Raw genomic sequence first — 15306 nt, forward strand, 5'->3', positions numbered from 1 at the left:
ATGATTAAAGGGTAAGGGTTAAAACAAAGCACTTTTCAGACGATTAAAAATCAGCGCGCGTACTTCACGTTCCTTGATCATTGAGTTCAGAAGATTGGAGCTATAACGAATCAGCTGCCCCCGCTGCTCACGATCACGGATGACTTCTAAGCCGTTTTTGACATAGTTTCGAGCAATCACTGTTCTACGGTTTGGATGGGTTAAACAAACCAATTGACCGCGTTCGATTTGCTCTTTAATTTTTCTTCTTCTAATTTTGCCGCTAGTAGTTTTGTTAATTCGGCCTTGATGCAGTAAATAGACGCCTTCTACAGGTAAGCCAATATCAGCTGTCACTTGTTCCTTGACCTGAGTTCTAATGGCTTCAAAATTGAGAGTCTTGTCTAGTGATTTCTTCTTGATCTCAAGTACAACCGTAACACCCTCAGAATCAGCAACATTCACTGCCGCAACACAGCCTTTACGAACAGCAGGATGTGCCATTTCAACAGAGCACTCGATATCTTGCGGGTAATAGTTCTTGCCACGGATGATAATCACATCCTTAAGGCGGCCAGTTATATAGAGGTCTCCGTCTTTGACAAAGCCCATATCACCCGTTCTCAAGTAGTGCACTTGACTCGGCTGACCCTCGTCATCAATGATAGTCGCCGCAAAAGTTTCCTGATTGACCTCTGGCTTCTGCCAGTAACCTGCTGTAACGCTCTCACCTGCTAGCCAGATTTCACCAACTTCATGAGCCGCTACTTCTTTACGGGTATGCGGATTGACAATACGGCAATCAATATGTGCCGAGATCTTGCCACAGCTCACCACTTGCACGGCGGTCTGATCTTGACTGGCTTGTATTAGATTGGCATTTAACTTGTCACGATCGATTGAAATTGCATTGAGAGGGCCAGTTACGCCACTAACTAAAAGCGTAACTTCTGCCAATCCATAGCATGGCAAGAAAGTATCTAGTCTCAGTTTCGACTGGGTATTGAACTTTTCCATGAAGCATTGCATGACGTGAGCTTTGATCGGCTCAGCACCATTAAACAGCACACGTAAACGACTCAGATCAAGCGATGCAGCCTGCTCATCAGAGATGCGGTGCAGACATAATTCATAAGCAAAGTTTGGTCCACCAGTAATTGTGACACCTTTTTCACTGATAAATTGCAGCCATTTTAGAGGCTTACGAATAAAGTCTAGCGGTGACATGACATAGCAAGTCAGGCCCACATACACAGTTTGCAAAACTGAACCAATCAACCCCATATCGTGGTAAACAGGCAGCCATGTAAGACCAATATCTTCAGGTTGTGTGCCAAAAGCTTCAGCAATCATGACTTCATTTGCCATAATATTCTTATGGGTAACAATTACCCCTTTAGGCCAACCTGTTGATCCCGAAGTGTATTGCAGGAAGCAGATATCTTCTTCAGTAATGAGCGGGAAATCTTTTTGTACCAAATCACGCTGTAGCTCAGCATCAACGGCATGTAATATTAAGCTTTCATTTTGAGCTTTTAATGTGATCAGACCTGATAGCTCAAGAATCTTTTTTGTGGTGAGTACTATTTTTGGCTCACAGTCATTCATAATATTCAAAATATTAGAAAAACCATTACGATTAAAAGGTAGGCTGACGGGTACCGCGATAATTTTAGCTTTTAGACAGGCAAAGAACGATACGATAAAGTCCAACCCAGGCTCAAACAGCAACACGGCGCGACCACCACTGTCTACAAGATTCATTAATACCTGAGCTTGATGTTGAACCCGAGCGTTCAAATCTTTATACGTAAGAGACTGAATACCACCCGATTGACGCCCTAAATACTCGAAAGCAACCTTACTTCCATTTAAATTTGCGTGGGATTCCAATGTTGCAATGATATTATCCGTATCCATTACAGCCATAACTTACTCCGATTAATTATAATGCACCCTTAAAATTCGCTAATTTAGAAATTACATTTCTCGTCGGGGCTTTTAATAAAAATGAATATACTTTTTGTTTAAAATATAAATTCACATTATATTTTATGTGTGGGTGCCATTTATTACACCTGTAAGTGCTTACAGGTTGGTCTATATTTATAAAAATCGAGAAGCTGGATACCTTTTATAAATTGTCTTACTCATTTCTATTTTTTATTTTTGCAATTAGATTAAAAATTAAATTCATTTTTATCTTTACTTTTTTAGTATTAAACAAGTATCTAAAAGCTTTCAATCCATAAGCGACTTCTCAGTTGGCATAATTATTTTATAGATATTTAATTCTTATTTGACATACCAATAGGCCATTTAAGTATAGATTAACAATCCACCCATATTATTTATTTAAAAATAAATCATATTTCAACATTATAACTCCCTACAACCAATATAAAATTTTTAAAATTAATATAATTAATTTTAACACTCATACAAAATCATGAATAACATATAATTAAATTTTTCCATTTGGTTTAATTTTTAAAGAAAACCCAGATAAATAGCTTTTATAATAAGTTAAGTAATGATTGATTTAAAATATAAATATTACAAGTATTTACTTTATTCAGATGTATTATTTATAGGTATACTTTATAAAAGTCCTAACATCACAGCTCGGATAGCTGCTGAAATTTTATTATTCACATTTAACTTCTGCATTGAGTTTCCGAGGTGAAAATTTACTGTTCTTTCAGTCACCCCTAGAATCTGGGCAATTTCTGCTGACGTTTTACCCTCAGCAGTCCAACGCAGTGCCTCTTTTTCTCGGTTCGTTAAATAAAGATTAAACTGAGCGAATTCCACTTCATTTACAACTTTAGCAATGCTAGAATGCACTGTCTGAGACAACCAATACATATTTGTATATTGTGCCTTTTGCTCTTTTTCCGACAATTGGTCACTGGATCTTGCGAGTGTTAACATCCCTCTGGTTCCAATAAAGTCGCGGCTTGACTGAGCCCAACCGACATTAAGGCCATAAGAGCGCGCCTCCTCCCAGAAATCTTTTTCTTCTTGTGTCTTTGCAAATTGGCTCGACCAGACAAGAGGTTGAAGTGATACCATACAATGCTGCACAGTTGGATCTATCTTCACATATTGCCGTTCCACATACCGCTTTTGCCATGCTTCTGGGTAATTATTCAACATAATCGTTTTTGGTTCAGCAATAGATAATGGCGACTGCATACCATAAGCACAATAATCAAATCCAAGCTTTGAAGCTGTAGATTTAACGATCTCAAACAGCTGGTATTCATTTTTTACGATCAGAAATTCTGATAATAAATCCTCTTGCCAATTTTCCATTTACTCTCATTAGACTCCATTCACAAATCATTTTTTGTTCAGTTGCATATTGTGAATTCAAACAATCCAATCGAAGCGTAGGTCTGTTCGTTTACCTTTATTTCAATAAAGCTTTTAAATACCTAATTTTCTTTATCTGACTTCTCAATTTCAGATTTTGAATTCATCATCTAATTAACAACTCTTTTTTAAGCCAAATATGGTTGTAAATTATTCAGCCAAACTAAATTTATGAGAGCTTCTAAGGTTGTTATATTCCATGTGCGGATTATGCTTGAAAAATTAAATTTTACAGGATGCATTTTATTCCAAAAAATAAGTATTTTAAAAAAGATCAAGGAGACCTATTAATTATTATTGATATTCAGTTTTCATTAATTTAATTAAACAATATTTTCTATCACCTATCTAGCCGATATAATTTTACTAATTATTATACAAATAAACTAAACACACCTTTAATAATTTAATAAATCAAGCAATTACATTATAAATCACCTTACTTAGGATTATTATTTTAACAATGAGACTTGATACACACTAAAAGATCTACAGCAACTCCAATCTATCTAGCATTTTTTAAAACGCAGTTTGCATATTAAAACTACAAAATTCTCGTTTTTTCATAAGTAAGCCTTAAAGGCTGAATAACTCTCTAGTAAGAACAGCTTAACGGTGTATGCCATACAATTACATTTAACCTGTTAAACATAACAGTATTTTATTGGCAATAATTTATGTTATTTATCCATTGAACCCCAATTCAAGTCACTTGAACAGGTAGCATGGTCACCATCCCCCCTTATTTCTCAATATCAGCAGATGGTTTTATTCGAATGAATGAAAACCAGCTCATGAACTATCCGCTCCAACACCTCATATCTATTGTTGAATCAACACAAATTGAAGATTCTCAAATTCTCTATTATGGTTTTACTGAATGGGCAACATCACTGACCCCAGCTTTAAGTACAGGATGGGATTGGGAATTTATTGAGTACAATGGCATCACAAGTATAAAAAGAATTGGACTGCCTCGAAGCAATATTATGCTTGTTGATGTATCTGGTACAGATATTGGATTTGAAGTTACTGAAACACTAATTGAAAAGAAAATCGATACTTTGTTCTGGGAACAGTTCATTTATGCCCAAATCAATACAACCCAAACAATGGCTAAATTAACTCCATATTTCTCTTAGAAACCTGTAAATTCTTACAGTTACCGCTTCCTCACCTGTTAAGTAAAGTCACTTGAAAAATAAGTGGAAGCACTTGTAATGAATGTTATTGCTGGATTTCAAAATAATTTTTCAGAAGGCCTATATACTAAATTTAAAAATTACCGCTATAGGGTATTTGTTGAATATTTAGGTTGGGAGTTGAACTGTCCTAATAATGAAGAACTAGATCAGTTTGACAAAGTCGATACCGCCTATGTCGTCGCTCAAGATAGAGAATCTAATATTATTGGTTGTGCCAGATTACTACCGACTACTCAACCTTATTTACTTGGTGAGATATTTCCTCAATTACTTAATGGAATGCCTATTCCTTGCTCACCAGAAATTTGGGAGTTATCAAGATTCTCAGCAGTAGATTTCTCGAATCCACCATCTTCAGCTAGTCAAGCTGTGTCATCGCCCGTCTCTATTGCAATTCTGCAAGAATCTATCAACTTTGCAAGAGAACAAGGTGCAAAACAACTCATTACCACCTCTCCTCTGGGGGTAGAGCGGTTATTACGTGCTGCGGGTTTTCGTGCTCATCGTGCAGGCCCACCCATGGTTATTGATGGATATGCTATGTTTGCATGCTTGATTGATGTTTAATTTCTTATTGGGGACTCATACCTATTTTTGGCATGAGTCCCAATTTTTATATAGTCAGGTAGCAATACGATTAAGAAACATTAATACCTATTAATCAATTTTGGTTTTTAAATTTAAATTCGACTTTTTATAATAAGCTTCATCCGTTTTAGCACTCCAATCACGCGGCATAAATGACGTCGATATAATTGCGACTACAGCCATACTTCCAATATAAAGCATAATTAGATATGGATTACCCTGCCCGACACTCAACAATTTAGTAGCAATCATCGGTGCCAAACCACCACCTAATACGCCAGCTAACTGTACCGAAATCGAGATTCCACTATAACGAATTTCCGCTGGAAATTGACGTGCAAAAAGCTGAGCTTGCGGCGCATACATAATTGGGAACACAACGCCAATTGCCAAAACAATTGCTGTCCACACTAATACCGGATCTTTTGTGTTGAGCATGGTAAAAAATGGATAGCAGTAAAGCGCCAATATGCATAGACCAAACATAAACATATTGCGTTGGCCGACTTTATCCGACAAATGTCCGCATAAAGGTGTCATAAATAAAATGACGGCTGCACCGCAAATGGTAGCAAATAAAATGTCTTGGCGTGGGATTCCAAGTTGTGCAGTGGTATAAGCCAATGTAAATGTTGAGGCAATATAGAACCATGCATTTTCGGCAGCGCGAGCCAAAATAATGGTGATGAGTTGCTTTGGATGGTTTTTAAAAACCTGTAAAGCAGGAACTTTAACTTCTTCAGACTGTTGTTTTACTTTTTCGAAATCTGGTGACTCTGGCACTTTTACACGAATATACCAACCTACTGCCAGTAAAATAATGCTGGCAAGAAATGGTAAACGCCAACCCCAACTAAACAGTGCTTCTTCAGGTAATAACGACACCAGACCCAACGCGATTGAGGCTAGCATTAAGCCACCACCTGTACTAGCTTGAGGCAAGCTTCCCCAAAACCCTTTACCGCCTTCGGGTGCATGTTCAACGGCCATCAGTACAGCACCGCCCCATTCACCGCCCATTGCCATACCTTGAATGAATCGCAAGACAACCAAACCAATCGCAGCCCAATATCCAATTGATTCATAAGTCGGTAATAAGCCAATCAGTACGGTTGGGATCCCCATGAGCATCAAGGTCAGTAGCAACATCGATTTACGGCCAATCTTGTCACCAAAATGACCAAAGACTAAGCCGCCTAATGGTCTTCCAATAAATCCAACGGCATAGGTGGCAAATGCAGCAAGCACGCCGGTAAGTGCATCCAGATTTGGGAAAAATAGCTTATTAAAAATGAGCGCCGCCGCCGCACCGTAAATAAAAAAGTCATACCACTCAATGGTGGTGCCGACCATGCTAGAGATACCTGCTAATCGATGTGACGACTTTTTAGTATTTGAACCGTTTCCATGTATTGATTGCATCGTAATATCCTTTTTAGATTTTCTTGTTTTATCTTTTTTATGCTTATGACCAGCCCTGACCATAAGCATTTTCAGGTCTCGCTTTATCTCCTTAAGCTTTTTATGTTTTTGTAATTCGGTTTAGCTCAATTTTTCTAAAATTGGCTCAAATTTCGAATTACGTTCTTGCCACTGTGGTTGTTTGTCTTTATCGACAATGAGAGCACGCACACCTTCAATAAAGTCACCATGCTCAAACCAGATATCCTGTAAATCACGTTCAAGCTGCATACACTGTGGTAAAGAAAGTCCACGGCCTAAATGTTGCAGTTTCAAACTGGTTTGTTTGGCAATAAATGAGCGCTGTTGCAAAATGCTGAGCATCTTGCTTGCCCAAGTTTTTAAGCTTTCATCTTGTTCATTTTCAAGACTTTGTTCGATTTCATCTAAATGCTGATATCCGAAGTGTTTACGAATACCTTCTGCCAACTGTTTGAGTTCACTTTCAGCAGGACGAGTAATAAATCGGGTAATGATGCGTTCAATTCCCTCTTTGCTTAAACTTGGCGCTTCAACGAGAGCATCTTGCAACGCTTGTAACTGCTCGCTTGGCACATGATAGTCAATTAAATCGAGGTAAAGCGCATCGCTACTGCTGATCTGCTCACCCGTAATGGCCATATAAACACCAATATCATCAAGGCGAGACAGGAAATGAGTTGCACCAACGTCTGGGAAAAAACCAATCGCTGTTTCAGGCATGGCAAATCTAGATTTTTCACTGCTCACCACAATGTGGCAAGCCTGAGCCAAGCCAAAACCGCCACCTAATACATAGCCATCAAGCACAACAATGATTGGCTTTTCATATTCACGCAGTATATTTAGCATTTTATATTCGGCACTAAAGTAGCCTTTGTAATCGGCCGTGCCATTTTTATAACTGTCATAGAGATAGCGGATATCTCCACCGGCACAGAAGGCTTTTGGGCTATTTGACTTAATTAACACTGCCTGAACAGCAGCATCATTTCGCCACAGTTCCAATTGGGCGCCAATACTTTTAATCATATCTAGCGATAATGCGTTGAGATGAGTCACACGGTCTAAGGTAATTATGCCCAACTTACCTTGTTGCTCAATCATTAAGTGATTTTCTGTATTCATTTTATTGATCTCTTATTGATTTTTAAAATTTGCCTTTCGTTTTTCAACAAAAGCCTGCATCCCTTCTTTTTGGTCAAATGTTGCAAATATTGAATGGAACATACGTCTTTCAAAACGCAAGCCTTCAGTAAGGTTTACTTCAAAAGCTCGGTTGATGGTTTCTTTAAGAATCATATTTGCTGTTAAAGAGCGTGCCGCAATTTTTTCAGCGGCTTGCAAGGTTTGTTCAAGTAATTCTTCTTTAGTAAACACACGTGCGACTAAACCACTTTGCTCTGCTTCTACAGCGCCCATTTGACGAGCGGTAAGGCACATTTCCATTGCTTTGGCTTTACCAATCGCATGGGTTAAGCGTTGTGTACCGCCAATGCCGGGAATTACACCTAAGGTCACTTCAGGTAAGCCAAACTTGGCGTTATCAGCACAATAAATAAAGTCACACATCAGCGCCAACTCACAGCCACCACCCAATGCATAGCCACTCACCGCTGCAATTAGAGGTTTACGGCGCTGTGCAATACGGTCTGCAAGATGAAAAAAGTCATCTAAATAAATATCAGGAAATGCCAAATCAGCCATTTCTTTAATGTCAGCTCCTGCGGCAAAAGCCTTTTCAGAACCTGCTAATACGATGCAACCAATTTCGCGGTCTTTTTCGAGCTGATCTAATGCCTGATTAATTTCACTAATTAATTCGCTGTTTAAAGCATTGAGCGCTTGAGGGCGATTTAATGTAATCAGTCCAACCCCATTACGCTTTTCTAATAAAATACTTTGCCACTGCATTATTTATTCCTTGTTCTGATTTTATAGACTACGTGCGATGACTAAACGCTGAATATCACTCGTGCCTTCGTAAATTTGACAAATACGCGCATCACGATAAATGCGTTCAATTGGGAAGTCTCTGAGATAGCCATAACCACCAAACACTTGTAGCGCACTCGAGCACACACGTTCAGTCATTTCTGAAGCAAATAACTTGGCCATTGAAGCTTCGTTGAGACACGGTTGACCTGCTTCTTTTAAACGCGCAGCGTAGTGAACCAGTTGTCTCGCTGCTTCAATTTCAGTTGCCATGCTAGCAAGGCGAAACGCGATGGTTTGATGCTCAAAAATTGGTTTTCCAAAAGTAATACGCTCTTTGGCATAGCGAGTTGCTTCTTCGAGTGCCGCACGTGCTAGACCGACTGCTTGTGCAGCAATACCAATACGTCCACCTTCTAAATTGGCGAGAGCAATTTTCAGACCTTCACCTTCTTTACCCAGCATGAGACTTTTATGGATGCGTACATCCGTCAGCGCAATTTGGCAGGTATCTGAAGCATGCAGACCGAGTTTTTCTTCAACACGAATCACTTCATAGCCCGGTGTTTCGCGTGGGACTAAAAAGGCACTAATACCTTTTTTGCCCGCGCTCGGATCGGTCACGGCAAACACAATAATGACGCCGGCATTATTACCCGAGGTAATAAACTGCTTGGCTCCATTTAAGATGTAATCATCGCCATCTTTCACTGCTCGGGTTTTAATGGCTCCCGCATCTGAGCCAGTATGCGGTTCGGTTAAAGCAAAAGCGCCGATCATTTCACCTTGCGCTAAAGGTTTTAAAAAGCGCTCTTTTTGCTCGTCAGTACCAAATTTTAAAATAGGCACACAGCCAACCGAGTTATGTACACTCATGATGGTTGAGGTTGCGCCATCTGCTGCCGCAACTTCTTCAAGAGCTAGTACATAGGCTAAGTTACCCGTGTCTGAACCACCCCATTGCTCTGAAACAAGCATCCCCATAAAACCGAGTTGCCCCATTTGAGCCAAGGTTTCTTTCGGGAATGTCCCATCTCGATCCCAATCGCTAGCATTAGGCTTAATTTGTTCTTGGGCGAAACTTTTCGCCATATCACGAATGAGTAATTGTTCTTCGGTAAATTGCATTATTATTTCCTTTACCCTGCTTTAGCTTGTTGTTTAGCAATTTCTTGATTACGCAATAAAAAGCGCTGAATTTTGCCACTTGGAGTTTTAGGTAATTCACTCACAAATTCAACTAAACGTGGGTAAGCATGTGCAGAAAGTCGTCTTTTAACAAATTGGCTGAGTTGTTCAGCAAGTGTATCGGAAGGTTGAGCATCCGCAGCTAAAATTACGAAGGCCTTAACCACTTCGGTACGGTCCGGATCAGGCACACCAATCACTGCTGCTTCAATCACAGCGTCGTGTTCAAGCAAAGCACTTTCTACATCGAAAGGCCCAATACGATAGCCCGATGTAGTGATTACATCATCACTACGACCAACAAAGCTCATGCTGCCATCGGCATGAAGCTCGGCAGTGTCGCCAGTTAAGTAGTAATGACCAATGAAGGGCGATTTGCGACTTTCTTTATAGCCGCCGAACCACATCATTGGAGACTGGCTAATGTCGACTGCTAAAATTCCCGGTGTATCTGGCGGAAGTTCTTCACCTTGTTCATTGACAATAGCAACGCGATAGCCCGGACTTGGGAAACCTGCTGAACCAGCATGAATTTCATGTTTTAAACCATGATGATTACACACCACCATGCCCACTTCAGTTTGTCCGTAATGGTCATAAATCGGAGCATCAAGCACTTGTTTAAACCAACGTATTACTTCTGGATTCAGTGGTTCACCTGCGCTGCTCACCACACGGAACTGCCCTTTTAACGGTGCCATTTGTGCTGGATCAGCCGCCATCATCATGCGGTAAGCAGTTGGTGCGCCTGCCAAGTTGTTAACTTTATAATCTTTCACAATTTGGCATAAGCTATCTGTGCTGAAACCACCTTCATAAAACAAAGTAGCGTGACCCAAGAATAACGGCCCAGTAATCGCGTAGTACAGACCATACGCCCAGCCCGGATCAGCAATATTCCAAAACGAATCTTCTTCGGTTAAACCAATGGCATCTTGCATATATCGACCAAAGGCAATCAATGCTTTTAAAGGCACTTCCAATGGTTTAGCAGGACCTGTAGTGCCTGAAGTAAACATGAGCAAGAAAGGATCTTGGATGCTACGCATGACCAAATCGCATTGATCAGACTGCTGTTTTACTTCATTCCAAAAGTTAAAATCACCTGCTTTAAGCGGAGTACCTTGTGCATCGGCCACCGTCACAATTGCAGGGCAATTTTCAATTTCATCAAGCTTGCTACGGTTGCCCGTATCGGTCACCACCAGCTTACTTTGTGCAAGCTGAATACGGTGCTCAATCGCTTTTGGGCCAAATGCAGTAAATAGTGGTTGATAGACAGCACCAATTCGCCAAGCTGCAAAAATAGTCACGATCAATTCAGGTGTTCTTGGTAATAGACCTGAAATACGGTCGCCTGCTTTTACACCTTGTGATTTTAGAAAGTTGGCAAACTGACTTGACCAATCTTTTAATTCACGGAAGGTATATTGCTCTTTTCGTCCATCTTTTCCTTGCCAATACAGTGCAATTTTGTCGCCATCTGCGTGTCGATCACAGCATTCATAACAAGCATTTAAGGCATCAAGTGAACCTGATAACATCTGTTTTGCAGTGCTTTCCAAATCGAAAGTCTGTGCAGCATTTTGATAATCCATCATATCTTTTCCCTCAGTCCGGATTTGTTGTTATTCACGACAGGGTTTATGTGTTTAAAGCCATCCTTTGGCTTTACCGTTATGCCTCTTGTGGCAGGTATTGCTGAATAATGCTCGAAAAATCGAGATTGGCATTACCGCGCATGCACATTTGCTGATACAGCTGTTGCACCATGCCACCTAATACGACTGGCTGTTTGACTTGGCCTGCCGCTTCTACTGCAAGACCCAAATCTTTTAGCATCAGCTGAGTTGCAAAGCCGTCTTGGTAACCTCGAGATGCTGGGGCATTTTCATTAATATGCGGCCATGGGTTACATACGTCCGAGCTCCAGCAACGACCGCTTGAAGTATTAATGACGCCTGCCAATGCTTGTGGGTCAATACCTAGCTTCACACCCAGCGCCATACCTTCAGCAACAGCAGCCATTGAAATACCCAAAATCAGGTTATTGCAGATTTTGGCAATTTGACCTGCACCGACATCACCACAATGAACTATGTTTTTGCCCATGTGGCTAAGCACATGTTTTACTTCGTTAAAGGTTTGATCATCGGCACCCACCATAAAGGTTAGAGTTCCTGCTTGAGCACCAATGGTTCCACCAGAGACGGGTGCATCACAGATTTTAATATTTTTACTATGCGCAACAGCAGCAATGTCTTTAATGGTTTGTGGGTCAATGGTACTGCTATCAATGCATAAGCTACCTGCTTTTAGCACCTCCAATACACCATTTTCGCCTAAGTAAACTTCCTTAACATGCTTGGCCGCAGGCAACATGCTAATAACGACATCAGCTTGTTTAGCTGCATCCTGTGGGCTATCACACACCACCCCACCTGCCTCGGCAAAGTGCTGAATCGCGACTTCACTGAGGTCATAACCATAAACTTTGATTCCGGCTTTCAGTAGGTTATGGGCCATTTTGCCGCCCATATTGCCTAGACCGATAAAGGCGATATTCATCCGTGATCCCCTTAACGTAAACTAATTGTTGTATTTACACCGCCAACTTCATGGCTATCTTCAAACCAGCGACTGGTAATGGTTTTGGTTTGGGTATAGAACTGCACAGCCTGTTTGCCGTATGGTCCCAAATCACCCAGTTTTGAACCTCTTGAACCCGTAAAGCTAAAGAAAGGCACTGGCACAGGAATTGGAATATTGATACCCACTTGACCAATATCAATTAAGTTTTGGAAAGTACGTGCAATCGCACCGCTTTGGGTAAATAGACCTACACCGTTACCAAATGGATTGGCGTTGATAAGCGCAATCGCTTCATCAAGTGTGTCGACACAAATAATTGAAAGAACTGGACCAAAGATTTCTTCTTTATAAATACGCATGTCGGTATTTACGCCACTAAAAATCGTTGCACCTACAAAGTTGCCCGCTTCATAGCCTTGTACTTGAACATCGCGACCATCGAGTAGTAACTCTGCACCTTGCTCAACACCGCTATTAATTAAGTCGAGTACTCGCGCTTTAGCACGTTTTGAAATGACAGGGCCAATATCAGTATTTGGCTCATGGCCTGCGTTTACTTTTAAGGTTTTCGCTTTTTCAACTAACTCTTGAATCCATTGTTTGCTGTCACCGACCATGACTGCAACCGACAATGCCATACAGCGTTGCCCAGCAGCACCAAACGCTGCGCCCACCAAAGCATTTAAAGTTTGTTCTTTATTGGCATCAGGCATGACCACAACATGGTTTTTTGCACCCATCATCGACTGCACGCGTTTACCATGTTGCCCTGCAAGGTTATAAACATGTGTTCCAACTGCAGTTGAACCTACAAATGAAATCGCTTTAATGTCTTTGTGCGTACACAAACGGTCAACCACTTCTTTACCGCCATGCACAACGTTGAGCACACCTGCTGGAACGCCTGCTTGAATCGCAAGCTCAACCAGCATCATGGTTGATAACGGGTCTTGTTCTGATGGTTTTAAAACAAATGTATTGCCACACACGATTGCCATTGGGAACATCCAAAGTGGAATCATGGCTGGGAAATTAAACGGCGTAATACCCGCACAGACACCCAAAGGTTGCTGCAATGTGTAAGTGTCTACACCACGCGCTACACCTTCAACATATTCACCCATTTGCAAAGTACCAACTGAACAGGCATGTTCAACCACTTCTAGACCACGTTGAATATCGCCTTCAGCGTCTGCCAAGGTTTTACCCTGTTCCGCCGTTAATACTTGTGCAATTTCTTTCATGTTGGCACGGATTAAGTCTTGTAGCTTGAGCATGATGCGCATACGTGCCTGAATTGGGGTTTGTCGCCAAGAGGCAAAAGCATCTTGTGCAGCTTGAATAGCAGCGTCAACTTCTTTAACCGTTGCAAATGGTACACGACCAATTACTTCCTGAGTCGCAGGGTTAACAATGTCTTGCCATTCCTGTGTTTCAGATTCGATAAAATTTCCGTTAATGAGTAATTTAGCGGTTTCCAATTCGATTTTTTGGATTGTGTTCATAACCTCTCCGTAGGCCATATTTTTATTGTGTTCAATTATTAGAAAATACATTTTGATCGTATTTTCTTTATTTCAGTTTCAATTGAGACTAACAAAGAAAACTTTGACCACCAACGGAAATTCATGCACGATTGTTGTGCAAATATGCACAAGGATGACAACAAAAATGAAAGTGGATTGGGATCATCTACATTTTTTTCTGGTTTTAGCTCGGACTAAAACTTTGACCAATGCTGCGCGGATTATTGGTGTCGAGCACAGTACGGTGGCTAGACGGATTCAGGCCCTAGAACTTGCTTTGGGTACAACGCTGTTTAAGCGTGAAGCGACAGGTTATGAGCTGACACTCGAAGGGATGGCACTGGTTCCTCGAGTTGAGCAAATGGAACAAGCTTTCTTACAAATTGAAAAACCACATCAACCTTTGCAAGGTCGTGTGCGAATTGGCACACCTGAAGGTTTTGGTACTGCGTTTTTAGCTCGCTTACTGGCTGAGTTCTCTATCCAATATCCACTGCTCACCATCGACCTAATTCCAGTGCCAAAAATGATTAAGCTTTCACACCGTGAGGCAGATATTGTGGTATCAATTGATCGTCCTACGTCTGGCCCTTACATCATTACGCGATTATCAGATTATTGTTTAAAAATTTATGGTAGCAAAAACTATCTGGCCCAAAACCCGCCTATCCGAGCCTTAGAAGATTTAACCCAACATCGCTTTGTGAACTATATTGATGATCTGGTGTATAGCCCTGAGTTGTATTGTCTAGAACGTTTACCTTTAAAGCTGAATGCTAACTTCCGTAGCAGCAGTATTTTGGCCCAACAAATTGCGGTGAGTGCTGGCGCAGGACTTGCGATTTTGCCCAAGTTTTTGGCAGATGATAAACCGGAACTTGAAGAAGTGTTAGAGCAACAAGTTCGCTTTACCCACACGTTTTGGATGCTGACCTTTGTTGATTTACAACATGAACCGCGCATTAAATTGGTTTGGGATTATCTACGAAAAAAAGCCGATAAATATCAGCATTTGTTGGTTGATTAAAGAACCTAAATAAAAAAGCCAATCACAGATGATTGGCTTTTTTGAAATTATGAATAATTAATCAAAAGTTTCTTGGCCTAGTTTTTTCATGCGTGGTTTATAAAACACATGATAGCTAACGCCTAAAACAACTAGCCACAATGGACTAACATATACCGCTTTTAATGTATCTGGTTCTAGTGCCAAAATCACTAAAGTGAACAAGAAAAATGCAATGACAACATACGCCATCAACACCCCGCCCGGCATTTTAAAGGTCGATTTAGCATGTAACTCCGGACTCAACTTACGGTAACGTAAATAGCATGCCATGATCAGAAGCCATACACTAATAAACAGGATTACGCAGAGTGAACTTGCCAAAGTAAATGCTTCCATGGTGTTTGGAACAAAGTACTGAAGCACTGCCCCACCCATAATGAAAATACATGAGAAGATTAAACCGTTT

At 40.7% G+C, this 15306-nt stretch carries 13 protein-coding genes; 3 read left to right on the plus strand and 10 right to left on the minus strand.

Features of this window, described 5'->3' with window-relative positions; translation table 11 throughout:
• Nucleotides 1-18 precede the first annotated feature (18 nt).
• Nucleotides 19-1908: a fatty acyl-AMP ligase gene (locus J536_RS22155; protein WP_032063980.1), complete on the minus strand. Its 1890-nt coding sequence runs from the start codon at nucleotides 1906-1908 to the stop codon at nucleotides 19-21.
• Nucleotides 1909-2580: 672 nt separating this feature from the next.
• Entirely contained in the window at nucleotides 2581-3297 is a 717-nt protein-coding gene (gene abaR, locus J536_RS22160) for a LuxR family transcriptional regulator AbaR (protein WP_032063981.1), read from the minus strand.
• A gap of 785 nt (nucleotides 3298-4082) precedes the next feature.
• Between abaR and J536_RS22165 the strand changes: the two genes are divergently transcribed.
• Both J536_RS22165 and abaI read left to right on the plus strand, forming a co-directional pair.
• On the plus strand, nucleotides 4083-4499 hold the full coding sequence (locus tag J536_RS22165) for a DUF4902 domain-containing protein (RefSeq protein ID WP_050680455.1): 417 nt from the start codon (nucleotides 4083-4085) through the stop codon (nucleotides 4497-4499).
• A 63-nt stretch (nucleotides 4500-4562) separates the two neighbouring features.
• The gene (gene abaI, locus J536_RS22170; RefSeq protein WP_005804777.1) at nucleotides 4563-5129 is read left to right on the plus strand and encodes an acyl-homoserine-lactone synthase AbaI; all 567 of its coding nucleotides are present in this window, start codon (nucleotides 4563-4565) and stop codon (nucleotides 5127-5129) included.
• 90 nt (nucleotides 5130-5219) lie between these two features.
• Here the strand turns inward: abaI and J536_RS22175 are convergent, their stop codons facing one another.
• The 7 genes from J536_RS22175 to J536_RS22205 all read right to left on the minus strand — a co-directional run bounded on the left by J536_RS22175 (nucleotide 5220) and on the right by J536_RS22205 (nucleotide 13810).
• Complete coding sequence (locus tag J536_RS22175) at nucleotides 5220-6572, minus strand: MFS transporter (RefSeq protein ID WP_032063982.1); 1353 nt, start codon at nucleotides 6570-6572, stop codon at nucleotides 5220-5222.
• Between the two features lie 120 nt (nucleotides 6573-6692).
• Nucleotides 6693-7718: an enoyl-CoA hydratase/isomerase family protein gene (locus J536_RS22180; protein WP_017387396.1), complete on the minus strand. Its 1026-nt coding sequence runs from the start codon at nucleotides 7716-7718 to the stop codon at nucleotides 6693-6695.
• Between the two features lie 12 nt (nucleotides 7719-7730).
• The gene (locus tag J536_RS22185) at nucleotides 7731-8504 is read right to left on the minus strand and encodes an enoyl-CoA hydratase (RefSeq protein ID WP_032063983.1); all 774 of its coding nucleotides are present in this window, start codon (nucleotides 8502-8504) and stop codon (nucleotides 7731-7733) included.
• Between the two features lie 21 nt (nucleotides 8505-8525).
• The gene (locus tag J536_RS22190; protein WP_002118030.1) at nucleotides 8526-9653 is read right to left on the minus strand and encodes an acyl-CoA dehydrogenase family protein; all 1128 of its coding nucleotides are present in this window, start codon (nucleotides 9651-9653) and stop codon (nucleotides 8526-8528) included.
• Nucleotides 9654-9664: 11 nt separating this feature from the next.
• The gene (locus tag J536_RS22195; protein WP_032063984.1) at nucleotides 9665-11314 is read right to left on the minus strand and encodes an AMP-binding protein; all 1650 of its coding nucleotides are present in this window, start codon (nucleotides 11312-11314) and stop codon (nucleotides 9665-9667) included.
• A 76-nt stretch (nucleotides 11315-11390) separates the two neighbouring features.
• Entirely contained in the window at nucleotides 11391-12281 is an 891-nt protein-coding gene (mmsB, locus tag J536_RS22200; RefSeq protein WP_032063985.1) for a 3-hydroxyisobutyrate dehydrogenase, read from the minus strand.
• An 11-nt stretch (nucleotides 12282-12292) separates the two neighbouring features.
• Entirely contained in the window at nucleotides 12293-13810 is a 1518-nt protein-coding gene (locus J536_RS22205) for a CoA-acylating methylmalonate-semialdehyde dehydrogenase (RefSeq protein ID WP_032063986.1), read from the minus strand.
• Between the two features lie 166 nt (nucleotides 13811-13976).
• Here J536_RS22205 and J536_RS22210 point away from each other — a divergent pair, with 166 nt between their 5' ends.
• A complete protein-coding gene (locus tag J536_RS22210; RefSeq protein WP_032063988.1) occupies nucleotides 13977-14858 on the plus strand; it encodes a LysR family transcriptional regulator in 882 nt (293 codons plus the stop codon).
• 57 nt (nucleotides 14859-14915) lie between these two features.
• Here J536_RS22210 and J536_RS22215 read toward each other — a convergent pair.
• Nucleotides 14916-15306 (minus strand): amino acid permease (locus J536_RS22215; RefSeq protein ID WP_155758158.1); only part of this gene is annotated, 391 nt, incomplete at its 5' end.

It is taken from the genome of Acinetobacter sp. 809848, from assembly GCF_000581275.1.
GTDB lineage: Bacteria > Pseudomonadota > Gammaproteobacteria > Pseudomonadales > Moraxellaceae > Acinetobacter > Acinetobacter pittii.